The sequence below is a fragment of the Photobacterium rosenbergii genome (genome assembly GCF_033022775.1).
GTDB classification, from domain to species: Bacteria; Pseudomonadota; Gammaproteobacteria; order Enterobacterales; family Vibrionaceae; genus Photobacterium; species Photobacterium rosenbergii_A.
Genome location: NZ_JAWJZI010000002.1, coordinates 41257 through 64153 on the forward strand (window position 1 = coordinate 41257; position 22897 = coordinate 64153).

The following is a 22897-nucleotide window of genomic DNA, read 5'->3' on the forward strand; positions in this document are numbered from 1 at the left end:
CATTTCCTCCCTCAGCGGCTCATCAACACATCGACGATGTGCATAACTTTGATGGGCTTGCCCTCACGGCTGATACGGCCGCCGATATTCATCAGGCAGCTGATGTCTGCGCCAATCAGGTAGTCAGGCTCGACGGCGCTGATATGGCTGACTTTCTCTTTGACCATCTCACCGGAGATCTCCGACATTTTGATAGAGAAGGTTCCCCCGAAACCGCAGCAGGTTTCCTGATGGTTAATCGGAAGCAGGGTCAGCCCGTCGACTTGTTCAAGTAGCTTGATGGGCTCTTCACGCACATTAAGTTTGCGGATCAGGCTGCACGAAGGGTGGTAAACCGCGCGGCCATCTAGCTTTGCGCCGAGCTGGGTCACATCCAACTGGTTGACGATAAACTGGGTCAGTTCGAAGAAACGGTCGGCGACCTGTTGTGCCCGCTGTGCCCATTCTGGCTCGTCGGCCAGATATTCCGGGTAGCGCTTGATAGAAGCGACGCAGGAGCCGGCAGGGGAAACAATCGGGTACTCATTGGCTTCAAAGGCCGTGATGAGGTTTTTCATCCCTTTTTTGCTGTCATTGATATAGCCAGAATTGAGCGAAGGTTGGCCACAACAGCCTTGCTGCTCTGGGAAGATGACTTCACAGCCGAGTTGCTCCAGCAGTAATACGCTTTTTTTGGCGACTTCCGCCTTGACGGTATCGCACAGGCAGGTGGCGAATAGGTTGACCTTCATACTTGCTCCAGTGCTGGGGGTGAAGTGGCTAGCAGGCTAACGCTTCACTCTTTGTAATTTTGTTTACAGGGTGTAACGAAATGGTGTTATAGGAAGGATATTGTAGGGAATCGCAGCCTTTGCGCTACGCTTTTTTATGGCCATTAATGCGAAAATCAGCATGAATGTGGCCGGTTAAGGGAAATGAAAAAAATCAGCATCAAAAGATATTTATAATTAAAATAGGCACTTATAGATTTGATTGGTGAAAAGGAGAAAAATGATTAATCAACTTTTGGAAATAATGATTTTTTATCCCTGCACTAATGCTGTGGTTAAATTTGCCGTTGTTTCGCCAGTGGCAAGTCAAAGGCTTGGTAACCTGGCGTAGCCCCTGCCCAGCAATGTTTGTAAAATAACAACAAAACGGCGCATCCCATCCTTAAAAAGAAAATTAGTTACAAATCCCACCTATTAAAAATGGGAATAAGTCGTTATCCATATTTTCATTTTTCTTTTTGCTGGCAATCCGTATTCTATCGTGCCTTTGGGGTGGCTTTGCTCCATTGGGCGTCTGCTTGTTGCTGTGTTTTACTTTATGTTGGAAGTTGTATGGAATTTTCTTGGGAAATTATCGGGGCTTTGTTTTTGGTTGCGAGCCTTGCCGGGTTTATTGATGCCCTTGCTGGCGGTGGCGGTATGCTGACGGTGCCCGCTTTGCTAGCAGCGGGGCTTCCTCCCGCCCAGGCACTGGCGACCAACAAGCTGCAAAGTTCATTCGGTAGTTTTTCTGCCTCGCTGTACTTTGTCCGCAACGGGTTGGTTAAATTGGGCGAGATGCGCTTGGCTATCTTGTGCACCTTTGTAGGCTCTGCCGCAGGTGCCTTGCTTGTCCAGTATATGGATGCCGGCACACTTACCAAGGTGATCCCGGCACTGTTGGTGGTGATTGCCTTGTCTTTCCTGTTTGCCCCTGAAGCTGGCGAGGGTGGCGGCATGCCGAAGCTAAGCCAGGCGGGGTTTGCTTTGACCGTTGGTACCGGGATAGGCTTTTACGATGGTTTCTTTGGTCCGGGGACTGGCTCACTGTTTGCCGTTTGTTTTGTGGTTATCGCCCAGTTGGGCATTGTCGAGGCAACGGCTAAAACCAAGGTGCTTAACTTTACCTCTAACTTTGCTGCACTGCTGTTTTTTGTCGCTGCCGGATTGCCGGTGTGGGAAATCGGTTTGGTCATGGCATTAGGCGGCTTTATCGGTGCAAGGTTAGGTGCGAAGGTGGTCGTGACCAAAGGGCGAAAATTAATCCGCCCATTGGTGGTGACAGTATCTATGGTTATGGCGGTGAAGCTACTAGCTGAAGATCACCCTCAGTGGTTGGATACATTAGTTTCTTTTGTATAACCACTCTGCCTTTCTTTAGATCACTAGGCCACGAGCTCGGCTGAGTCAGCCGTCGCCCAGTCAATACAGGCTTTTGCCAAGATATTGAGCGAGTCGAGGCATTGCTCTGGCTGATTAAACACGGTTTCAGCCAGGGCGACGGGGATCTCTGTGCAGCCTAGTATAACGGCATCCGCACCTTGCACGAGCAGGGAGTCAAATACTGGTTTCATTAACCGGTGACCCTGTTCGACGTCTCCGGCTTTGACGGCATAGATCCCATCCATTACAGCGAGTTGTTGTTCTTGCTCTGGGGCAACGGCAGCAATTTGCTTTTGGGCCAGCTTAGTTTCATACATCCTCGTCGTCATGGTCGCGGTAGTGGCCATGATCCCAACCTTTTTGTAGCCACGCTGTTTGGCTTCATCAACCACACTATCGAGAATACTGATCATGTGTACCCGGCAGGTATTGCTCAGCCTTGGATACCAGTAATGGGCGGTATTGCATGGCATGACGATACATTCGGCCCCAGCCTGCTCAAGTTGTTCCATACCCTGCTTCAGGGCAGGGTAGGGATCATCGCCGTTGCTGATCAGGAAAGCGGTACGGTCAGGGATTTGCGGGTTATTACTAACCAGCATAGGAATATGTTGTTGGTCGCTGCTGGCTGGTGTCTGCGCGATGATTTTTTGCATGAACTCGACAGTGGCTAGTGGCCCCATTCCGCCCAATATACCTAATTTCCTGCTCATCTTGTTGTTCCTACAGTATTTTCCACTGAGTTCACTATAGGGGAGTGATGTGGTGGTGAGAAATGCCGTTGCTGAGCCAGTTATGCATAATCGGTATGGGGAACTATAGGATTTGTGATCTGAGTGGCTTGAAATATCTCTGTATGTGCAGCGGGTTTCGTTATACTGCCGCAGCTGAGGTTAGGGAAAAGCGTGTTGTACCGTTATGAATATAGAAAGTAAGTGGTTGGAAGACTTTTTGGTGCTGGCTGAAGTGAGGAACTTCTCCCTAGCTGCAGAAAAACGTAATGTTACCCAGCCTGCATTCAGCCGGCGTATCAAGGCGCTTGAGCAGACGGTCGGTGCGGAGTTGATTGACCGCAGCAAGACGCCGGTTGCATTGACGGCCAGCGGTCGGCTGTTCCGTATTACGGCCCGGACTTTGATCAACCAAATGATGGACGGTATTGGCCAGTTATCTGATCTCTCCAAGTTGGGCGGTAACAATGTTCGGGTGGCGGCAGCCCACTCGTTGGCAACCAGCCTAGTCCCGTCGATTCAATCGGAGCTGATTACTGGCAAGCATAAGCCAATTTTGAGCGTAGAGGCGATCGATGTCGATGAAGCGATTGAAGAGCTGCAAGAAGGGGGCTGTGATATACTGCTGGCCTTCGATGATGAATTGCTGCGCCTGCCACCTTATCAGTCATTGCAAGTTGGCCAGGCTGAGTTATTGCCTGTCTGTGCCTGTGATGAGACAGGTAAACCGCTATACAACATTACCCCGGATTCTGAAGTCCCTTGGCTTGCCTATAGCCCGAGCTCTTACATGGGGCGGCAGGTTGAAGTGGTCAGGGAGCAAGTGAATTTACAACCTGTGTTTTCTTCTTCCATGACAGACTTGCTCAAGACATTAGCATTACAGGGGCTTGGTGTGGCCTGGCTGCCGGATTATGCCATCAAGCAGGACTTGGCAAATGGTAAGGTGGCGATACTGGGCGATGAGTCACTGCGCCTCCCGATCACTTACTACGCTTATCGCTATCAAGCCCGCTTGCACCCTGCGGGCGAGCAAGTGTGGCAGGCATTGCGGTTACATGCTGAAAAGCAGGTGTAACTGTGAACAATCAAAATGAAAAGCGAAGCGGCAAATAGCGCTTCGCTTTTTTCTAGCGGCCTGTTTATTACCTATTTCGCAATTACACAATCATAGGGGCCAGCAGGAAACCGCATACGGTTGATACCGCTACACCAATCAAGCCAGGCATTAGGAATGGGTGGTCAAAGATGTTCTTGCCCATCCGGGTTGAACCGGTGGAGTCGAACTCAATCGCTGCCAATGAGGTAGGGTAGGTCGGAAGGACAAATACCCCGGTAACGGCAACGAATGAAGCTAGGATCGCCCAGTGCGGTACCTGCAGGCTCAGAGCCAATGGGATAATCAGTGGCGTTGTCGCCCCTTGCGAAAGTAACAGGGTACAAGTACCAAACAGTACCAGTGACAGTAGCATCGGGTAGGATTGCAACAGCGAACCGGCAAATTCTTTGATTTCTGGTAGGTAGGCATTCACCATGGTTGAGCCCATAGTGACAATGCCAAGGATAACTGCCACTGAGCTCATACCTGAGCGGAAAGTGGTGGTACGGATGATCTTCTCCGGATCAACCTTGCACATTGGAACCATCAAGCAAGCAACGGCGAACATCGACACAATGATGATATCGCGGGTCGACATCATGCTGCCATCGGCAAAGTGCGGGCGTAACATAGGGAAGGCGGCATAAACCACAATGGCAATAGTGGCAAGCAGGAACAGCATCACAGAGTATTTGGCTTTCGGCTCTAGGGTGATGCTTTTTTGTTGTTTCTGCTCCTGGGCCTGCTGCAGGCGGGTGAGGTAAACAGGATCATCTTTTAGCTCACAGCCCTGGCGTGACGCGATGAAGGCACCGACCATTGCCGCGATGAATGAGGCGGGTAGGCAGACTGCCATGATTTCCAGAAAGCTGACACCGATTGGCTCCATGATTGAAATCATGGCAGCCATGGCGGCAGAAATAGGGGAGCCGGAAATCGCGACCTGCGAGGCAACCACTGCACCTGCCAGTGGTCGCGAAGGACGCACGCCGATCTCTTTGGCAACTTCAGAAATCACTGGCAAGGTGGAAAATACTGTGTAACCCGTACCGGCCATGATAGTCATCAACCACGTGATCATCGGTGCCAGAAAGCAGATGTATTTCGGGTTGCGTCGCATCAGGTTGCCGGCATGGTGAACCAGCCAGTCCATCCCGCCCGCGGCCTGCATGGTAGATGCCGCGGTCACCACCGCCATGATGATCAAGATGACGTTGACAGCGGGTGCGCTTGGCTCAAGGCCGAATCCTAGGGTGAGAATGGCTAACCCAAGCCCCCCTGCAAGACCGACACCTAGCCCGCCCATTTTGAGTCCCCAGTATATGCAGCCTAATACGACCAACAGCTCTATTGCTACTAACATAGTTTTCCTGTCCGTTTGAAATGATAAAACCTTGAATTATTTGCGGGTATAGTGCGCAAACGAAAATAAGCTGTTAAATGCCGAATATTGCTTTTCAATACCGAATCGGCATGGGCGGAGGCGGGAAACTGGGACAGGGTTAACAGACGGGAATGGATTTGACTGTTTTTGGTTAAATTACCAACGCAATCTGGCTGAAAATTAGACAGGGTTAATGATGTGTTTAACAAAATGCATTGGGCTTTTTGTGACTTTTGTTTGACCAATTCCTATCTGGAATGGGTTGTGGTCCGTCGTTTCGCTGTTCGATGATAGGTACAGATGGTATTTTCCAGCCCCATAACTCAGGAACTTAAAAAAAGAGAATTATCTACATGGAGTTGTCATTAGACGTATTGGGGCTGCTGTTTTTAGTCGCTGGCCTGGCTGGTTTTATCGATGCGATTGCTGGAGGGGGCGGACTGCTGACCGTGCCCGCCCTGCTGGCTGCAGGCGTACCGCCTACCCAAGCACTAGCGACCAATAAACTGCAGGGTTCATTTGGCAGCTTCTCTGCTTCGCTGTACTTTGTCCGTAATGGCTTGGTTAATTTACCTGAAATGCGCAATGCGATCATCTTCACCTTCATTGGCGCGGCCACTGGTGCAGAACTTGTCCAGCGCATCGATGCTGGTGTGCTCACGCAGTTGATCCCTATTCTGTTGGTTTGTATCTCGCTGTACTTCCTGTTTGCCCCCCAGGTTGGGCAGGGTGGCGGCAAGCCGAAACTGTCTGAGAACCTTTTTGCCCTGAGCGTGGGTACCAGTATTGGTTTCTATGATGGTTTCTTTGGCCCCGGGGCAGGCGCACTGTATACCATTTGCTTTGTTGCCATCGCCCAGTTCGGGCTGGTGGAAGCCACGGCACGAACCAAGATATTGAATTTCACTTCTAACTTTGCTGCCTTATTGTTTTTTATCTTTGCAGGCCTGCCGGTATGGGAGATTGGGATCATCATGGCTGTCGGTGGGTTTATCGGCGCGCGAATGGGAGCAAAAGTGGTGATTTCAAAGGGGCGGAAGTTGATCCGGCCGATGGTCGTCATTACCTCGATGTGTATGGCGATTAAACTGTTAGTTGAACAGAACCCGCAATGGTTTCAATAAGCTGGCGTGTTCGTGACGACTGCAAGCTATTTGAGCGATAGCAGAGCTGAACCGGACGTGTGAGTTCGTCCATAAAAGGAAAGTGGTGGCAGTGGTGGGGGGCGATTTTGAGTGTCTTTACAATCGATATCGGCACTAGTGCAGGAGCGACACCACCCAGTCCCAACTGGGCGGCAGCTGTATAGGAGTCCATTTCCATATAGGGGGCAATTCCCGCCTTCTGCAATGAGCTGACCTGGTTGGCATTGGCGGGATTTTTCAAGTCATTGACCAGTAGCTGGCTCGGTTGTTGGTCGAGTGCTTGGCGGCTGACGACCGAAAACGGCTCATCGAACAGGTGGATGACAGCTAATCCGTGCTGAGGGGGAAGATGACCGGCACAGAAGCCAACGGCGGCATCGCCTGACTGGACTCTTTCGACAATGATCGGGGTGTGGTGGGTGCTGATAGCAAGAAAGGGATCTTGTTGAATGTAATCACCCATTACTGGTGCCAGATAGCCTGCAACCAGAGTTTCCGAGCAGGCTATATGGATAACGGTACGGTCATTGACATCGAGCTGATCAAATATCTGTCCTTTGAGGGCCTTGAATCCCGGCTCGACCGCTGCAATAAGCTGCAAGGCATCAGCCGTTAGCTTGATCCGACGGCCATCTGGCTCAATCAGCTTCTTGCCGATCCGTTGCTCCAGTTTGGCAATGCGCTTGCTAACCGCACTCTGGCTGAGGTAAAGCCGGCTGCCTGCTTTGCTCATGGTGCCTTCTTGAGCCAGCACCAATAGCGTTTCAATGCCTTCGAGTAGCAATCACAATCCCTCTTGAATCGGTGCCAATTAACGATCGGTTTCTTGCTTGGTAATGCTACCGACTTCCAACATCGCTGCCACATCAAGATGTTCGGCATTCATCATCGAAGAAATGCGCTGTACCGAAGATAGCAGTAGCGACTGTTCCCACTCTTCCAAGCGCTGGAAGCGGGCAACAAAATCCTCTTGCAGAGGTGGTGGTGCTTTAGCCAACAACTCTTTACCTTCATCGGTGAGGTAAGCGTGGACTTTGCGCTTGTCTAGTTTACTGCGCTCACGGATCACCAAACTGCGTTTTTCCAAACGATCAAGGATCGTGGTTGCGGTCGCCTGGCTCATATTGGTGTTATTGGAAAGCTGACGGATTGTCACTTCGCCGGAATCGCGTATTGCGCGCATCAATACCAGCTGCGGGCCTGTCAAACCAGCCAATTTATTCAATTTGCGCGAATGCAGATCGATGGCGCGAATGATTTGTCGCAGGGCAATCAAGACTTCTTCGTGCTTGTCCATATTACTCTCCTAAATAGTGCTCGGCGAAATTACATCAAACCGACCAAAGTTGGAAGCCTTAGTTTTCATAATGTTGTCTCGATCTGATTTGTTATTGGATATAGCAGTAATGTAATGCTCAATAAAGGTGTTTACATTTCCTTACAATCTTAGTTATCATTATTGGAATAATAACGCTTCTCACTTGCATTATTGTTTGTGGTTGTAAAACAGCTTTCACATGGATGAAAATAATGAAGACTCAATTCCCTCGTAATTTAATTATGGCTGCATTTTTGCTGGCGCCGGCTTTGGCTGACGCTACCCCTGTTTCCAAAGAACAGGTAGTCACCCACTATGCCGACCTTGCCCACAGTGTATTCAGTGACTCACTGACTACAGCACAGGGACTGGATAAGGCCATTGATGCCTTTATCGCTTCGCCATCCCAAGAGACCCTAGACAAAGCCCGTACGGCTTGGAAAGCCTCTCGAGTTCCTTACCAGCAATCAGAAGTGTTCAGATTTGGTAATGCGGTGGTTGATGACTGGGAGGGCCAGCTAAATGCATGGCCGCTGGATGAAGGCTTGATCGATTACGTTGCCGATGATTACCAGTACGAGTTGGGTAATGAAGGTGCCAAGGCAAATATTGTTGCTAGCAAAACAGTGCAAGTCGGTAACCAGAAGGTCGATACGTCCAAAATCACCCCTGAGCTTCTGGCTGATTTGAATGAAATTGGTGGCTCTGAAGCGAATGTAGCCACAGGTTACCACGCGATTGAGTTTTTGCTGTGGGGACAAGATCTGAACGGCACGAATGCTGGAGCAGGTGAGCGTCCCTACACCGACTTTGCCTACGGTGAAGCTTGTACTAACGGTAATTGTGAGCGTCGTCGTGAGTACCTGAAAGCTGCATCAGTGCTACTGCAAAATGACTTGAGCTGGATGACCCAACAATGGTCTCCGGAAGTGAAAGATAACTACCGTGCCGAACTAATGGCAGATTCAGCGGATAACGGCCTACGCAAGATGCTATTTGGCATGGGCTCGCTGTCTTTGGGTGAACTGGCCGGTGAGCGCATGAAAGTAGCATTGGAAGCGAACTCGACCGAAGACGAGCACGATTGTTTCTCAGATAACACTCATAATTCTCATTACTACAACGAGCAGGGTATCTACAACGTTTATACCGGTACCTATAAGCGAGTCAATGGTGAGATGCTTTCTGGCCCAAGTATCCATGATTTGGTTGCCGCAAAAGATAAAGCTGCTGCCGAAGAAATCCAAGCTCAGTTCGATAAGGCTCGCACTCAAGTCTATACCTTGGTCGACTCTGCTGAAAAGCAGGACCAAGCGTTTGACCAGCTGATTGCTGCTGGTAACCAAAAAGGTAATGCATTGGTGAATGAGTCGATCATGGCATTGGTTAAGCAGACAGCCAGTATTGAGCAAGCTGCGTCAATTATTGGTATCAGCAACTTGAACCCAGATACCGCGGATCACCAGTTTTAAGCCTGGAAGCCTTTAATAAACTATATAGGGCTCGAAAGAGCCCTTTCGTGATCATAATTATTACAGCTCGAGCGATGAATAATGAAGTTGCATATCACGTTTAAAGCAGCCGGATTGCTGCTATCAGCATTGATTTTTTTTCCTTCACTGGCCCAAGCCAAAACCAGTCCATTATCGCCAGAAGAGATCTTGGCGATGAAGTCGGGTGGAGAGACGACTGTTAGAAAAAATGGTGCCAATGCCTTTTCCCTTCCTGCTGCCAACCTACCGTTGACCAAGCGGCTTGATTTTAGCGTGGGTAACAGTTTCTTCCGTAACCCTTGGGTTCAGGCGCCTGCTACTACTGATGCCCGTGATGGGTTGGGCCCTCTATTTAATACCAATGGTTGCCAGAACTGCCATATCAAAGATGGCCGAGGCCATCCGCCAGAGCAAGGGGACAGCAACGCCGTATCTATGCTGGTCCGCTTGAGCATTCCGGCGCAAACCGCCGAGCAGAAGCAAGCTATTATCAAAAACGGCGTGATCCCCGATCCCATTTATGGCGGCCAGCTCCAGGACTTTTCGCTCTCCGGCGCCAAGCCCGAAGGCCAAATAAAGCTGACCTACCAAGATGTGCCGGTCGAAATAGCTGACGGCGAAGTGATCACACTGCGCAAGCCGAAATTGGCCATCACAGATTTAAGTTATGGTCCGATGCACCCGCAGGTGATGATGTCGGCGCGTGTCGCGCCACCCATGATTGGCCTGGGGCTGCTGGAGCTGATCCCGGAGCAAACACTAGAGCAAATTGCCAGGGAGCAGCAGGCAGCGGAGCAAGGGATTTCTGGCAAGTTAAATCGGGTGTGGGATGTCGAAACGCAGGACTTTGCTGTCGGACGCTTTGGTTGGAAGGCCGGACAACCGAGCTTGATGCAGCAAAATGCCGCTGCGTTCAATGGCGATCTAGGGCTGACCAGTGAGCTTTTCCCGGCAGAGAACTGCTCTGCCATGCAGTTGGTATGTGAGCAACTGCCCAATGGCGGAAAGCCTGAGGTAAGCCGCAATGTGCTGACCTTTGTCGAGTTCTATTCTCGCCACTTGGCTGTACCTGCACGCCGTAATGTTAATGATCCGCAAGTCGTTAAAGGTGAGGCGTTGTTTGCTGAAATTGGTTGCCAGAGCTGTCATGTCACCCAAATCACCACGGCAAAAAGTACTGAAACGCCGGCGCTTTCTGAGCAGTTGATCAACCCTTACACCGATCTCTTGCTCCATGACATGGGCGAAGGTTTGGCAGATAACCGCGGTGAGTATCTTGCCACTGGTCGGGAGTGGCGGACGGCTCCGCTCTGGGGCTTGGGGTATACAGAGGAAGTCAACGGCCACACCAACTTGCTCCATGATGGCCGGGCACGCAATGTGATGGAAGCTATCTTGTGGCACGGCGGCGAAGCACAGCAGAGCCGCGATAAGGTTGTGGCTCTTTCAAAAACAGACCGAGAGGCACTGGTCGCCTTTCTCCATTCGCTCTAGGAGCAAGATAGAGATGAACAAACGTGTAATTGCCCTGCCGATGTTGTCGGCGGCTATTTTGCTAGGCTGCAAAAGCGATGCGGTTGGTACGAGCGAGGCCATTCACCAGCAGCATCTCGATGCTGCAAAGCAGTTTTCTTCATCGGCAATTGAATTGAATACGGCGATGGCTGCATTGTGCAAAACAGGTGGTGAAGGTGCACTGGAAAGTGCTCAGGTTGCTTGGATGAATACGATGCAAAGCTGGATGTCGTTCCAAGGGCGCGAGAAGGGCAGTGAGGATGCACTGGCACTGAGCTGGCAAATACAATTTTGGCCAGACAAGAAAAATACCACTGGGCGTAAGCTAAGCCAGCTATTGAAACAGGATACAGCCTGGACTGCTTCGGATTTAGCCAGCCAAAGTGTTGCCGTGCAGGGCTTGGGAGCGGCAGAGTGGTTCTTGTATGAACAACCACAGGCGCTGAAGACAGAAGACGGCTGCCAATTGGCTGAGGCAGTCACTGCCCATATCAACCTAAGTGGCGAGGCGCTGCTAAGCGCTTGGCAAACCAATCCATGGCAGGCGATGACGCCTGAACTCGCACTGGGTGAATACTTAGGGGCGCTGAATAACCAGCTAGATTACAGCATCAAAAAGCTGCAGCGACCGATGGGCAAGCCGGGTCATCCTAAGCCCTATCAGGCGGAGTCCTGGCGCTCTGGCACCTCGATGGTTAATCTCAAGGCCAGCGTGGCGGCGATGCAGCAGTTGTACATTGCTAACGGGCAAGGTTTGGATCAACTGCTCCGCGATAAAGGGTATGCCGAGACCGCCGATCGCCTCAAAGAGCAATTTGCCAGCCTATTGGCAAGCTGGCCTGCCGAGCCGTCGATGACAGCCATGTTGCAAAGCCGTGAGGGGTATCGCCAACTGATTTCAATTTTCAATGGGTTGGAATATATAAAATGGACGCTGCAGGACGAAGTGGCACCGGAGCTGGGAATCGTTGTGGGGTTCAATGCAACCGATGGTGACTGATCAAACACGGCGCCGGCTGTTGCTGGGCGCTTTGGGCAGCGTTGCGCTGCGCCCCTTGGCTACCGTTGTGGCGGGTGGTTCATTGACGACTAGTGTCCTGACAGGTTGTAGCCATGCTCAACCAAGCGCTTTGGACAATAAGATTGATTCATCTCAGGCAACCATTATTGGCTGTAGCCGTCATTCAGATGGTCGTTTTGGTGTGGTGGTGGCAGATAATCGTGGGCAACCGCTATATAAATTGTCACTGCCAGGCCGCGGTCATGGGGTAGCGTTACAGCCAAACGGCAACTTGGCAGCGGCGTTTAGCCGCCGGCCTGGTAGTTATTTGCAAGTTTTCGATTACCGAACCGGACAGGCTTGGCCTCTCTACACAGCACCTTCCGACCGGCATTTTTATGGTCATGGGGTGTTCTCCCCTGATGGTAACTTGCTGTATACCACAGAAGGCGTTCGTCAAACCAGCGAGGGGATCATAGGTGTTTATGAGGTCGGTAGCTCGGCATCAGCAAAGCTTAAAAAAGTCGCTGAGTTCCGTGGGTTTGGTATTGGCCCGCATGAAGTGGTTCTGGCGGATGAGCAAACGCTGGCGGTGGGTGTCGGTGGGGTGCATACCCAAGGGCGGACCCCGCTCAATCTGGATACGATGCAACCGGCTCTGGTCTACATTGACCGGGCAACAGGTGAAATCGTCGACAAAGCGGTATTGGCTGACAAGCAGCTCAGTATCCGCCATCTGAGCGTGACAGACACCGGAGAGATCGCTTGTGGACAGCAGTATCGAGGACAGCCCGAAGATGCCGCGCCTTTGGTAGCGCTGCACCGTCGCGGAGACGGTGAAGTACTTAAACCACTGCTGGCCGAAGAAGAGCAGTGGCTCAGGTTCAACCATTACATTGCCAGTATCGCCAGCCTTGATGGCTACCTGCTAGCGACCTCGCCACGAGGCAATTGCTATGGAATATGGCATGAAGCCAGCCGTGAACTGGTCGAACTGCGTCCGCTGGTGGATGCATCGGGAGTCGGTGTCAAGGATGGAAAGTGGTTAGTTGGCTCGGGAGCCGGAAAAGTCCTATCAATTAGTCCACCGCAGCAAATAGCGTCAGTGCAGAGCCCAGTGATGTGGGATAACCATTGGAATATTCTGTGAAATTTTTGAGGAAGTGTTCAAGCACCAAAATCGTGCTGGTAGATTGTTGTCCCAATAATAACAAAATATGTCAAATATCCTGACAGGTGTCAGGATTTGAAACATTACCAACTGGCAGTGGCGGCTAAATTTAGTCCGTTATACATCAAACTTGCCATAATTATGATAACGGCAATGAGGAGTCAGTTGGTAATGTTAAAGCTCAGTCGTCTGGGGCTTGTCCTGATGTGTGTCTTCTCTCAGGTGAACCATGCCGAAGAAGAAACCTGGCCGGTACAGCCTTTATCTGCAAGAGATCAACTGGAACAACAGTTTTCGGATGATATCCTGCAGCAGAAGAAAGCCCGTCAATGGGTACATGAAGTCGCCAATGACATAGCGGCCATTCGCTATGTGGATGAACTGGCAGATCTGTACCAGAGTATTGGCTTCGTTCCGCTGTGGCAGGATACCTTCACTGCCAGTGATTTCGAGCAGCAGTTACGTATGGTGGTGCTGTCGAATATCAGCAGTGACTTCAACCGCCGCTATTCCCTCCTGAAACATTACAAACAAGCAAACGACTGGCGCCAATATGATTTGCTGGCGACTGATACCTTGTTTGCCTATATGAGTTATGTCGAAGGGATCCCAACCTACGGTAAGGGCTGGCTGTTCGGGGCTGGGGTTGATCCCCAGCTGCCAATGCCCTCCGAGGCGACCCTATCGCGGCTGTATAACGCGATAGATACTGAGCAGTTGCGTTTCTACGTCAACAGCCTCAAACCCGATGATGAAAACTACACCCGGCTGTTGTTGGCGATTGATGCACTCGAGCCGGCAGCCAGCGATAGCTGGCCGGGGTTTTATCAGCCAGGGATCATTCGGCTCGGTACTCGGTTGAGGGACCCAGATGCCTTGGTATCTATTCTTGAGCAGCTGGGTGATCTGCGGGACTTCGAAGCAGACCAGATCCGTGCTGCAGGAGTGCGTACTTACAACATTGACCTCGCCAATGCGGTGAAAAGCTTCCAGCGTCGCCATGGTTTGAAGGAAGATGGCGTCATTGGCCCGCAAACCCGGCAATGGTTGGCGATATCCCCCCAGTCACGCATTCGGGTTTTGGCGCTGAATGCCCAACGAACCCGTTTGTGGCCTTCTGATGCTTCATCCTTGCTGGTGGTCAACATCCCCAACTACGCACTTAGTCTATGGCTCAATGACCGCCATGTGCTCGACAGCAAAGTCATTGTTGGCCGGCCAAGCCGCCGGACCCCTTTGATGACCACCAAAGTTTCGTCTGTGGTCTTCAATCCATACTGGAATGTGCCGATGTCGATCATGCGCAAGGATATCCTGCCAAAGGCCCGAAGGGACCGGGGATACCTGCATCGCAATGGTTTTGCCGTGATTAGAAGCTGGCAGAGTTCGGAGCAAATCCCTATCCACACCATTGACTGGCGTATCGTTAATGCCAAGCAGTTCCCCTATCGGTTGCGGCAAAAGCCCGGGCGAAAAAATGCCTTGGGCAGGTTCAAGTTCAATATGCCCAACGATCATGCTATCTATCTGCACGACACCCCGGCCAAGAGCCTGTTTGCCAAGGAGAGCAGGGCATTCAGCTCAGGGTGTGTCAGGGTGGAGCAGGCAGACAGCTTGGCAATGATCCTTTTGAACCACTCGGGGGTGTCAGATCAGCGGGTCAACGAGCTTAAGGCACGTACGAAAACCAAGACAGTTGGCTTGTCCAACAAGGTCAAGATACAGGTGATCTACCAAACCGCATGGGTCGATAATGAGGGCTTGGTAAACTATCGCAATGATGTTTACGACTATGACAAGTTTGTCGCGATGTCGCAAAACCAAGAATTATTTACATCTATTTACACTGAATAAAATGCTTTCACGTCAATAATTAGGCAGCTTTTGGTTAAAAAGCTGCCAGTTTTTTGTCATTTCAAGGTTTGACTGAACAATATCTGAACGTTATCTTGCTCCTCCATTAAGGGAGCCCGGTATGGGTTGCGTTACTGTGCCTGGAGTAGGCAATAAGTTAGTTGTTGTTGAGTTATGTCTGAAATTGATTACAAGCGCCGCCAGCTTCTGGCTGCTGGTGGAGTTGCGCTTGGGGCATGCATACTGCCGAGCTGGGTAGTAGCAAGTCCGTATAAAGCAGGGAGTGCTCGCCAGATTTCGTTGCACAACATCCACACCAGTGAAAATCTCGAGACCGAGTATTTCAATGGCAAGCTGTATGTCAAAGAAGAGCTGCAGAAAATTAACCACATCTGCCGTGACTTCAGACGCAACGAAGTTACCCATATGGATCGCCGTTTGTTTGATGCAATCACTGAGATTCAAGCTGGGCTAGGCCATAAAGGCCAAGTACGTATTATTTCAGGCTACCGTTCGCCAGCAACCAATAAAGCGCTACAGAAAAATGGCGGTGTGGCGACGAAGAGCTATCATATGAAAGGTCAGGCGGTTGACTTCAGTTTAGAAGGTGTATCCCTGTCACGGATCCGCGATGCCGCACTTGAACTACGCCTAGGCGGTGTAGGATATTATCCACGTAGCGGGTTCGTGCATATTGATACGGGGCCTGTACGCCGCTGGAACGGTTAACCGTCCCTTTAGCGAGCGCTTAAACAAACCGAATAATTACAAAGCCGACACTTCCTCCCTCTCTTGGTAGCTGTCGGCTTTGCTGTTTCTTCTCTACTGCTTTTCCCTACTGTTGTTGCCCTGCTGTTTTTGCTATCCTGCCGCAAGAACTGAAATCGCTAGGAATTATCAATGAGCCTTCAATTTGAAATTGTGCCGGTCACTCCGTTTCAGCAAAACTGCTCCATCATCTGGTGTGATGAAACCAAGGAAGCGGCAATGGTTGATCCGGGAGGTGATATCCACCTTCTTAAAGAAAAAGCGCAGCAATTGGGACTGACTGTCACCAAGCTGATCTTGACCCACGGTCATTTGGACCATGTCGGTGGCACTGAACCGTTGGCAAAAGAGTTGGGGATTCCTGTGGTTGGCCCGCACAAAGAAGATGCTTTCTGGCTTCAGGGTCTTCCTCGTCAGAGTGAGATGTTCGGCTTCCCGATGACTGAAGCATTCGATCCAGACCAGTGGCTGGAAGAAGGCGATACCGTCACCGTGGGCAACCAGACACTGTCTGTACTGCATACTCCAGGCCATACTCCAGGTCACGTGGTGCTTTACAGTAAAGATGCCAATGTCGCGTTTGTTGGCGATGTGCTGTTCAAAGGCGGTATCGGCCGTACTGATTTTCCTAAAGGGGATTACCAGACGTTGATTGATTCCATCAAAGGCAAACTATGGCCTCTGGGCAATGAAGTGACCTTTATTCCGGGTCATGGTCCGATTTCGACTTTTGGCAGTGAGCGCGTATCCAACCCGTTCGTTGCCGACGAGATGCCGCTGTACTAATGACTTTCGCAGCCCAGATTCATCTGGGCTGTATGCTTTCTCTCCCTCAACAGATTCCTGTTTCCTTTTTCCATGGGAATTTTGTGACTACTTTCACGTTTCTTCCTCACTTAGGCTGGAATTAGGAAAAATTCCTAATTGTCCTAAGTCCGGTTCTCAAGCCTGCTTTTATTCGTCCCCCTACAATGACTGCCAATGGTCTTCTTGCAGTTTGCTTATCTGGCGAGTAGGGGCTGTTGAAGCTTTAGGCTTTTAGGCGCGGTTTACACCGTCCCTTGAAGTTTCAACAGACCCTATTCGGCAGGAGAAGAACAGAACTAGCAGCAACTGCTGCACATAACGTCGAAAAAGTATTGAGGGTGACACATGCTTAAACTTCTTGACCAGGTAAGAAAGCCAACACTGGATCTGCCTGTAGAAGAGCGCCGTAAAATGTGGTTTAAGCCATTTATGCAATCTTACTTGGTTGTATTTATTGGCTACATGACCATGTATCTGATCCGTAAAAACTTCAACGTTGCTCAGAACGACATGATTTCTACCTACGGTTTGTCGATGACAGATCTGGGTCTGATCGGTCTGGGCTTCTCCATTACCTACGGTATTGGTAAAACTGTTGTTTCATATTATGCCGATGGAAAGAACACCAAACAGTTTCTTCCTTTCATGTTGATTCTTTCCGGTATTGCGATGCTGGGCTTTAGTGTGAGCATGGGTGGCTCAAGCGCCAGTCTGTTCATGATGATTGCGTTCTACGGACTGAGCGGCTTCTTCCAGAGTACCGGTGGCCCATCAAGTTACTCGACCATCACCAAATGGACACCGCGTAACAAGCGTGGTACTTACCTGGGGCTGTGGAACATGTCCCACAACGTGGGTGGTGCGGGTGCGGCAGGTGTTGCCCTGTTTGGTGCTAATTATCTGTTCGACGGCCACGTGATTGGTATGTTCATCTTCCCGTCAATTATCGCATTGGTAGTGGGCTTTTTAGGTCTGCGCTTTGGTAGTGACTCACCGGAAGCTTACGGTCTGGGTAAAGCCGAAGAGCTATTTGGTGAAGAGATCAGCGAAGAAGATATCAGCGCTGAAGAAAACCAGATGACCAAGCGTGAAATCTTCATGGAATATGTACTGAAGAATAAGATTATTTGGCTACTGTGTTTTGCCAATATCTTCTTGTACATCGTCCGTATCGGTATCGACCAGTGGTCTACTGTATATGCTTACCAAGAACTTGGCCTGTCGAAAGAAACAGCAATCTCTGGTTTCACCCTGTTCGAAGTGGGTGCGCTAGTTGGTACGCTGATGTGGGGTTACCTATCAGACTTGGCAAACGGTCGCCGTGCATTGGTTGCTTGTGTGTCTTTGGTACTGATCATCTTCAGCCTTGAGTTCTACCAGCATGCTACCAATGAGTACATGTACCTGGGTTCACTGTTCGTACTTGGCTTCTTGGTATTCGGCCCTCAGCTTCTTATCGGTGTGGCGGCAGTTGGCTTTGTACCGAAGAAAGCAATCAGTGTTGCCGACGGTATCAAGGGTACTTTTGCTTACCTGATTGGTGACAGCTTTGCCAAACTTGGTTTGGGTATGATTGCTGATGGTACGCCAATCTTTGGCCTGACAGGCTGGAAAGGCACCTTTGCTGCATTGGATACTTCAGCAGCGGTGTGTATTGTCCTACTGCTGTTTGTTGCCTTTGCAGAAGAGAAGAAAATCCGTCGCGAGAAGCGTCAGCAAAAGCAGCTTGAGCTAGAAACGGCTTAATCGACTTCACGAGATGCTTTCAATGAAAAACTGCCTGCGGGCAGTTTTTTTGTATCTGCTTTTTTATAAGCGATTAGTTGCAATCTCACTATTTTTGATTAATTACATTTCAGCCTTGTCTCGGCAGGGCTGAACAGGTAGTTTATGCCTCTTTTTCGCCTTGGGGATAAAAAATGATCAACGTCGCTTTGGTTGATGACCATATCATTGTGCGGTCTGGGTTTGCGCAGCTACTGATGTTGGAAGATGACATCAATGTGGTGGGCGAATTCGGTTCCGCCAAAGATGCCCGCCAAGGTCTGCCGGGCAGTCAGGCCAATGTCTGTATTCTCGATATTTCAATGCCGGATGAAAGCGGTTTGTCCCTGTTGGCTGATTTACCTGAAGGGATAGCTTGTATCATGCTTAGCGTCCACGATAGCCCATCGGTAGTCGAGAAGGCGTTGGAGGTAGGCGCGAGGGGATACCTGAGCAAACGCTGTAGCCCTGACGAACTGGTACAGGCCGTCAGAACAGCAGCGGCTGGTGGCTGTTATCTTACACCGGATATTGCTATCAAGCTGGCGACAACCTCGAAAACGGCTGCTTCGGTCTCTCAATTGACCAAGCGTGAACGTCAGGTTGGTGAGTTGCTGGCGACCGGTTTGGATGTCAAAGCGGTCGCTACTGAGCTCGGCCTCAGCCACAAAACTATCCATGTTCATCGCGCTAATGCGATGGACAAGTTGGGTGCCAAGAACAACGTTGAGCTTGCCAAGCATTTCGACACTGAGGTGTTGTAGTGCGCAAATTTGCCCTGACCACGTTGGGCGGGTGGCTGCTGATCACCTGTGCATGGTTTTGCCTTTGGGCCATTGCTTCCTATTTTACTCTCGACCCTGAGTTGGCTGTTTTCCTGTTCCCTTTCGCCTTGCGGATGGGGATTGCCTTACATTGCCCGAAGAAATACTGGGGGGCGGTATATGGTGCCGAATGGGGGTTGATGCTGGCATTGGCTCCGCAGGTAGGGAATCCTTTATGGGCATCGGCTCTGTGTGCCAGTATCGCGAGTGTACCGCTGCTATGGCTTGCCCATGGACAGTACTTTGGCTCTCAGATCCGTCGCCTGTGTGTGATGGGGACAGTCATTGGCTTGTCGGCGTTACTCAATGTCGCGATCGCCGGTTGGTTCAGTGATCATAGTTGGATGGTGCTGTTGGTAAGTGTGACCGGCGGTTTGATGTTGGTACCAAGCTGTTACTTGATTTGGAGTTACCTGTTTCAGCAGGCTTGGATCCCACTGACCGTCGATCTGGTATCCCGTCCGGTTGCCTTAAGGGTCAGGCACATCTTTCTGTATGCCGGATTGTTTATTGCCAGTATCGCCTTGCAACTTGGCCTGCCGGATGAAATGCGCCGTTTTGCCCCGTTCTGCTTGGCTATTCCGATTATTTTGTTGGCATTCCGCTATGGTTGGCAGGGCGCTTTGCTTGGCACCTTGCTCAACAGTGTAGCGCTGATTGCTGCCCGTAGCACTGGGAGTGATCTTGAGGTCACCGACTTATTGCTGTCGCTCTCGGCACAAAGCCTGACTGGTATTTTACTGGGGATGGGGATCCAGCGTCAGCGTGAGCTCAATCAGCAATTGAGGCTGCAGCTCAACCGTAACCACAGTCTTTCCCGTCAATTGGTCAAAGCTGAAGAGTCGGTGCGGCGTGACGTTGCCCGCGAGCTTCATGACGAAATCGGCCAGAACATTACCGCTATACGCACCCAGGCATCTATTATCCAACGGGTCGAAACAACGCCTGTCGGAGCCAATTGTGCCGGGATGATCGAAAACCTTTCGCTGAATATCTATGACACCACCAAAGGCTTGTTAAGTCAGTTGCGGCCCAAGTCCCTCGATGACATGGGGCTGGCTGATTCTCTTGAGCAATTGATCAGAGATTTGGAGTGCGAGGCACAGGGGATCAAGGCGACGATCAAATGGCACTGCAACGGCCGAGAGCCAGAAGCATTGAGCGATACCCTGAGCGTAACCTTGTACCGTCTTTGCCAGGAAGCGATGAACAATGTGGTTAAGTATGCCCATGCCAGTCAGCTTGAGCTGACCTTTGTGCTCGGTACCGAGTCGGTGTCTTTAACCGTCAAGGACGATGGACGTGGATTCAGTGTTGAACAAGTGATGCAGATGTCTTCAAAAGGCTTTGGTCTTCAGGGAATGCGCGAGCGGGTCGAAGCCCTTGGTGGCGAAATCCAGGTGGAAAGCCATACCTCAGGCTCGCAGAAAGGAACCCGTATCGCCATTCAACTGCCTGTGCTTTGAGCAAGCCTCGTTTGGCTGCATGAAATGAATTGAAGTGAGAACGTCATTGTGGAATCACCGATGTTAGGGAGCGTAAAGTCTCCACCCATATCAGAGGCTGAATGCCAATCTGACAATGTCGATGCGCGCTATCGCTATTGGCGTTTGCATATCATGCTGACCATGTATGTTGGCTACGCGGTGTTCTACTTTACCCGCAAAAACTTCAACTATGCCATGCCGACCATGCTGGTCGACCTCGGCTTGGATAAATCCGACATCGGTATGATGGGGACGTTGTTCTACATCACCTATGGCGCTTCTAAATTTCTCTCTGGGGTGATATCCGATCGCTCCAACCCTCGGTATTTTATGGGCATTGGCCTGATGGCTACCGGGGTGGTGAACATCATGTTCGGTTTTGCCGATTCTCTGTGGTGGCTGATGACGCTATGGGTTTGTAATGCCTGGTTCCAGGGCTGGGGATGGCCTCCTTGCTCGAAGTTGATGACCACATGGTATTCCCGCTCGGAGCGTGGTTTCTGGTGGTCTATCTGGAATACGGCCCACAATGTCGGTGGGGCCATGATCCCACTGCTGGTGGGTTACCTGACCTTGCACTACAGCTGGCGACTGGGCTTTATTGTACCGGGTGTTGTCGCTGTAGTAGTCGGGGCAGTACTGTGCTGGCGGTTGCGGGACAAGCCCGTTACCCTAGGCTTGCCCACTGTTGGTGAGTGGCGCCAGGACAGGCTTGAATTGACCCATGAGCGAGAGGGATTTGGCCTCAGTTCACGGGAGATCCTGCGTAAATACGTACTGAGCAATAAATATATTTGGTTGCTGGCCTTTAGCTATGTGCTGGTATACGTGGTACGGACCGCAATTAATGACTGGGGTAACCTGTACCTCAGTGAGCAGCAGGGTTACGGCTTGATCCAAGCCAATATGGCGTTGTCGCTGTTTGAGATTGGTGGCTTTGTTGGGTCATTGGTTGCTGGCTGGGGATCAGACCGCTTGTTTGGTGGTAACCGAGGGCCGATGAACGTCATTTTTGCTATCGGTATTTTCCTATCGGTGGCTGCTCTTTGGCTGATGCCAGTGAAAAATTTCGCCCTTTTGTCAGGATGCTTTTTCTCGGTGGGTTTCTTTGTCTTCGGTCCTCAAATGCTGATCGGCATGGCTGCGGCAGAGTGCTCGCATAAAGACTCTGTCGGGGCTGCCACAGGCTTTGTTGGCTTGTTTGCTTACATGGGGGCTGCATTGGCTGGTTACCCGTTGGCATTAGTGATGGAATATTTCCACTGGACGGGGTTCTTTGTGATGATCTCCATCGCGGCAGGGGTCATTGGCTTATTGTTGATGCCATTTCTTAAAGCCCAGTCGGCCTCAGAAACCAAGGTGGTATAGCTTCACGTAAGAGGCGTTATATGACTTGGCTTCACATGATTCAGCTAGCAGCGAGATAGCGCCGGGCCAAGCCGGCAAAGTCCGCGGCAGGGCGGTCGAGGAAATCTTCCGAAATAAAAAAGTCGTAACCGATAAGCTCACGATTATAGTGCATCCGGTTGGCAAGCATCGCTTGTAAGCCTTTGAGAGTGTGTCCTGATAAAGTGGTGTAGTGGTGATCATCAAACATGATGTCTTCTATCTCATAAGGAGGGTTATCAATACCTTTATGCGCCATGATCAGCAGGATGCGCTGGTCGATAAGGATTTTTGTCGCGACCCGCGGACAAATAGAATCGATGAATTCTTCGTAGTCTTTGAGTCGAACCCCAACCCAAGGCACGGGTTGGTGCCAACCGTCTTTGGCAATACTGGCTTGAGAAATGCTGTCGATATTTTTCCAGCGTGCTAACCACCCTCCGCAATGGCTATGAAATTGGATGTGCATGAAAGTCAGGGTGAATGAAAGTTCGGGGCCTTGAGAGTACTTGTAGCCAACCAGCATCATGATACAAGCACCAATCAATAGGATGGCAACAACTGGTGGGGCGACATCGGGGAAAACCAAACCTATGAGTGTGGCGACAATGAAGCCGGCAATACCTGCAATAAACAGGTTCGCTTGATAGGGGGTGATACCGGTAGTGATGTAACGAGTTTTCAGACTTTCACGCATTGCCAATACCGAGCTGATTTGATCACCTTAAGTATTGTCGAAATGGCAAAAACGATCACTCAAGATGTGAAATTATCACGGGGTATGTTTCTTTAATTGCATATGGGTATTTATCCAGATGTTAGGCGAAGATGGAGAAAAATCCCTGCAAATTTCTATAACATCTTTTTATTTCGAGCTTTTTTCTGTTCGGAGTTAATAGTCAAAAATGAGAGGTGGTCGCTTATTTTTGAGTAAAATCATCTTTTGTTGAGGATGAAATAACCGTTCGCTGGCATTTCTCTGACATCCTTGGTATAACACGCGCTTACTTTTTCCCGCT

General features: G+C 50.5%; 20 protein-coding genes. 14 read left to right on the forward strand and 6 right to left on the reverse strand.

Annotated features, from left to right (window positions below):
- Window positions 1–11: 11 nt before the first annotated feature.
- On the reverse strand, window positions 12–731 hold the full coding sequence (locus R2X38_RS04425; protein ID WP_317520940.1) for a (Fe-S)-binding protein: 720 nt from the start codon (window positions 729–731) through the stop codon (window positions 12–14).
- A 591-nt stretch (window positions 732–1322) separates the two neighbouring features.
- On the opposite strand from R2X38_RS04425, the gene R2X38_RS04430 reads away from it, so the two are divergent.
- Window positions 1323–2111: a TSUP family transporter gene (locus R2X38_RS04430; RefSeq protein WP_317520941.1), complete on the forward strand. Its 789-nt coding sequence runs from the start codon at window positions 1323–1325 to the stop codon at window positions 2109–2111.
- Between the two features lie 23 nt (window positions 2112–2134).
- On the opposite strand, the gene R2X38_RS04435 is transcribed toward R2X38_RS04430, so the two are convergent.
- Window positions 2135–2845 (reverse strand): aspartate/glutamate racemase family protein, encoded by a 711-nt coding sequence (locus R2X38_RS04435; RefSeq protein WP_317520942.1) that lies wholly within the window; start codon window positions 2843–2845, stop codon window positions 2135–2137.
- A 205-nt stretch (window positions 2846–3050) separates the two neighbouring features.
- Between R2X38_RS04435 and R2X38_RS04440 the strand changes: the two genes are divergently transcribed.
- Entirely contained in the window at window positions 3051–3941 is an 891-nt protein-coding gene (locus R2X38_RS04440) for a LysR substrate-binding domain-containing protein (RefSeq protein ID WP_317520943.1), read from the forward strand.
- 82 nt (window positions 3942–4023) lie between these two features.
- On the opposite strand, the gene R2X38_RS04445 is transcribed toward R2X38_RS04440, so the two are convergent.
- Window positions 4024–5325 carry an anaerobic C4-dicarboxylate transporter gene (locus tag R2X38_RS04445; protein ID WP_317520944.1) on the reverse strand — a complete coding sequence of 434 codons (1302 nt, stop codon included), beginning with the start codon at window positions 5323–5325 and terminating at the stop codon, window positions 4024–4026.
- Window positions 5326–5699: 374 nt separating this feature from the next.
- Here R2X38_RS04445 and R2X38_RS04450 point away from each other — a divergent pair, with 374 nt between their 5' ends.
- Window positions 5700–6470 (forward strand): TSUP family transporter, encoded by a 771-nt coding sequence (locus R2X38_RS04450; protein WP_317520945.1) that lies wholly within the window; start codon window positions 5700–5702, stop codon window positions 6468–6470.
- Here R2X38_RS04450 and R2X38_RS04455 read toward each other — a convergent pair.
- Both R2X38_RS04455 and R2X38_RS04460 read right to left on the reverse strand, forming a co-directional pair.
- The gene (locus R2X38_RS04455) at window positions 6430–7275 is read right to left on the reverse strand and encodes a LysR family transcriptional regulator (protein WP_317520946.1); all 846 of its coding nucleotides are present in this window, start codon (window positions 7273–7275) and stop codon (window positions 6430–6432) included. The two genes, R2X38_RS04450 and R2X38_RS04455, sit on opposite strands and share 41 nt — an antisense overlap.
- Window positions 7276–7302: 27 nt before the next feature.
- A complete protein-coding gene (locus tag R2X38_RS04460; protein WP_107297523.1) occupies window positions 7303–7788 on the reverse strand; it encodes a MarR family winged helix-turn-helix transcriptional regulator in 486 nt (161 codons plus the stop codon).
- A gap of 263 nt (window positions 7789–8051) precedes the next feature.
- Between R2X38_RS04460 and R2X38_RS04465 the strand changes: the two genes are divergently transcribed.
- The 11 genes from R2X38_RS04465 (at window position 8052) to R2X38_RS04515 (ending at window position 21860) form a co-directional block, all read left to right on the forward strand.
- Window positions 8052–9281: an imelysin family protein gene (locus R2X38_RS04465; RefSeq protein WP_317521678.1), complete on the forward strand. Its 1230-nt coding sequence runs from the start codon at window positions 8052–8054 to the stop codon at window positions 9279–9281.
- A gap of 195 nt (window positions 9282–9476) precedes the next feature.
- Window positions 9477–10796 carry a di-heme oxidoredictase family protein gene (locus R2X38_RS04470; protein WP_317521679.1) on the forward strand — a complete coding sequence of 440 codons (1320 nt, stop codon included), beginning with the start codon at window positions 9477–9479 and terminating at the stop codon, window positions 10794–10796.
- A gap of 13 nt (window positions 10797–10809) precedes the next feature.
- The gene (locus tag R2X38_RS04475; RefSeq protein WP_317520947.1) at window positions 10810–11817 is read left to right on the forward strand and encodes an imelysin family protein; all 1008 of its coding nucleotides are present in this window, start codon (window positions 10810–10812) and stop codon (window positions 11815–11817) included.
- Complete coding sequence (locus R2X38_RS04480; RefSeq protein ID WP_317520948.1) at window positions 11798–12967, forward strand: DUF1513 domain-containing protein; 1170 nt, start codon at window positions 11798–11800, stop codon at window positions 12965–12967. The genes R2X38_RS04475 and R2X38_RS04480 overlap by 20 nt, the downstream gene beginning before the upstream one ends.
- 192 nt (window positions 12968–13159) lie before the next feature.
- Complete coding sequence (locus R2X38_RS04485; RefSeq protein WP_317520949.1) at window positions 13160–14842, forward strand: murein L,D-transpeptidase; 1683 nt, start codon at window positions 13160–13162, stop codon at window positions 14840–14842.
- Window positions 14843–15016: 174 nt separating this feature from the next.
- A complete protein-coding gene (locus R2X38_RS04490) occupies window positions 15017–15571 on the forward strand; it encodes a YcbK family protein (RefSeq protein WP_317520950.1) in 555 nt (184 codons plus the stop codon).
- 171 nt (window positions 15572–15742) lie between these two features.
- A complete protein-coding gene (locus tag R2X38_RS04495) occupies window positions 15743–16396 on the forward strand; it encodes an MBL fold metallo-hydrolase (RefSeq protein ID WP_317520951.1) in 654 nt (217 codons plus the stop codon).
- 366 nt (window positions 16397–16762) lie between these two features.
- On the forward strand, window positions 16763–18163 hold the full coding sequence (gene uhpT / locus R2X38_RS04500; RefSeq protein ID WP_317520952.1) for a hexose-6-phosphate:phosphate antiporter: 1401 nt from the start codon (window positions 16763–16765) through the stop codon (window positions 18161–18163).
- A 173-nt stretch (window positions 18164–18336) separates the two neighbouring features.
- Window positions 18337–18945, forward strand: a complete 609-nt coding sequence (gene uhpA, locus R2X38_RS04505; RefSeq protein ID WP_317520953.1) for a transcriptional regulator UhpA — start codon at window positions 18337–18339, stop codon at window positions 18943–18945.
- Window positions 18945–20471: a signal transduction histidine-protein kinase/phosphatase UhpB gene (uhpB, locus tag R2X38_RS04510; protein WP_317520954.1), complete on the forward strand. Its 1527-nt coding sequence runs from the start codon at window positions 18945–18947 to the stop codon at window positions 20469–20471. The genes uhpA and uhpB overlap by 1 nt, the downstream gene beginning before the upstream one ends.
- A 60-nt stretch (window positions 20472–20531) precedes the next feature.
- Window positions 20532–21860 (forward strand): MFS transporter, encoded by a 1329-nt coding sequence (locus R2X38_RS04515; protein ID WP_317520955.1) that lies wholly within the window; start codon window positions 20532–20534, stop codon window positions 21858–21860.
- A 40-nt stretch (window positions 21861–21900) separates the two neighbouring features.
- Here R2X38_RS04515 and R2X38_RS04520 read toward each other — a convergent pair whose 3' ends face one another.
- Window positions 21901–22575, reverse strand: coding sequence for a DUF2982 domain-containing protein (locus R2X38_RS04520; protein ID WP_317520957.1), 675 nt, complete (start codon window positions 22573–22575; stop codon window positions 21901–21903).
- Window positions 22576–22897 lie beyond the last annotated feature (322 nt).

Bases quoted from the DNA above. Each gene is read 5' to 3' on its own strand.
- uhpA (WP_317520953.1), top strand. From the start codon at position 18,337: ATGATCAACGTCGCTTTGGTTGATGACCATATCATTGTGCGGTCTGGG.
- R2X38_RS04495 (WP_317520951.1), top strand. From the start codon at position 15,743: ATGAGCCTTCAATTTGAAATTGTGCCGGTCACTCCGTTTCAGCAAAAC.
- R2X38_RS04430 (WP_317520941.1), top strand. From the start codon at position 1,323: ATGGAATTTTCTTGGGAAATTATCGGGGCTTTGTTTTTGGTTGCGAGC.
- R2X38_RS04440 (WP_317520943.1), top strand. From the start codon at position 3,051: ATGAATATAGAAAGTAAGTGGTTGGAAGACTTTTTGGTGCTGGCTGAA.
- R2X38_RS04460 (WP_107297523.1), bottom strand. From the start codon at position 7,788: ATGGACAAGCACGAAGAAGTCTTGATTGCCCTGCGACAAATCATTCGC.
- R2X38_RS04435 (WP_317520942.1), bottom strand. From the start codon at position 2,845: ATGAGCAGGAAATTAGGTATATTGGGCGGAATGGGGCCACTAGCCACT.
- R2X38_RS04475 (WP_317520947.1), top strand. From the start codon at position 10,810: ATGAACAAACGTGTAATTGCCCTGCCGATGTTGTCGGCGGCTATTTTG.
- R2X38_RS04465 (WP_317521678.1), top strand. From the start codon at position 8,052: ATGGCTGCATTTTTGCTGGCGCCGGCTTTGGCTGACGCTACCCCTGTT.
- R2X38_RS04490 (WP_317520950.1), top strand. From the start codon at position 15,017: ATGTCTGAAATTGATTACAAGCGCCGCCAGCTTCTGGCTGCTGGTGGA.
- R2X38_RS04470 (WP_317521679.1), top strand. From the start codon at position 9,477: ATGAAGTCGGGTGGAGAGACGACTGTTAGAAAAAATGGTGCCAATGCC.
- R2X38_RS04515 (WP_317520955.1), top strand. From the start codon at position 20,532: ATGTTAGGGAGCGTAAAGTCTCCACCCATATCAGAGGCTGAATGCCAA.
- R2X38_RS04485 (WP_317520949.1), top strand. From the start codon at position 13,160: ATGTTAAAGCTCAGTCGTCTGGGGCTTGTCCTGATGTGTGTCTTCTCT.
- R2X38_RS04445 (WP_317520944.1), bottom strand. From the start codon at position 5,325: ATGTTAGTAGCAATAGAGCTGTTGGTCGTATTAGGCTGCATATACTGG.
- R2X38_RS04425 (WP_317520940.1), bottom strand. From the start codon at position 731: ATGAAGGTCAACCTATTCGCCACCTGCCTGTGCGATACCGTCAAGGCG.
- R2X38_RS04520 (WP_317520957.1), bottom strand. From the start codon at position 22,575: ATGCGTGAAAGTCTGAAAACTCGTTACATCACTACCGGTATCACCCCC.
- R2X38_RS04450 (WP_317520945.1), top strand. From the start codon at position 5,700: ATGGAGTTGTCATTAGACGTATTGGGGCTGCTGTTTTTAGTCGCTGGC.
- uhpT (WP_317520952.1), top strand. From the start codon at position 16,763: ATGCTTAAACTTCTTGACCAGGTAAGAAAGCCAACACTGGATCTGCCT.
- R2X38_RS04480 (WP_317520948.1), top strand. From the start codon at position 11,798: ATGCAACCGATGGTGACTGATCAAACACGGCGCCGGCTGTTGCTGGGC.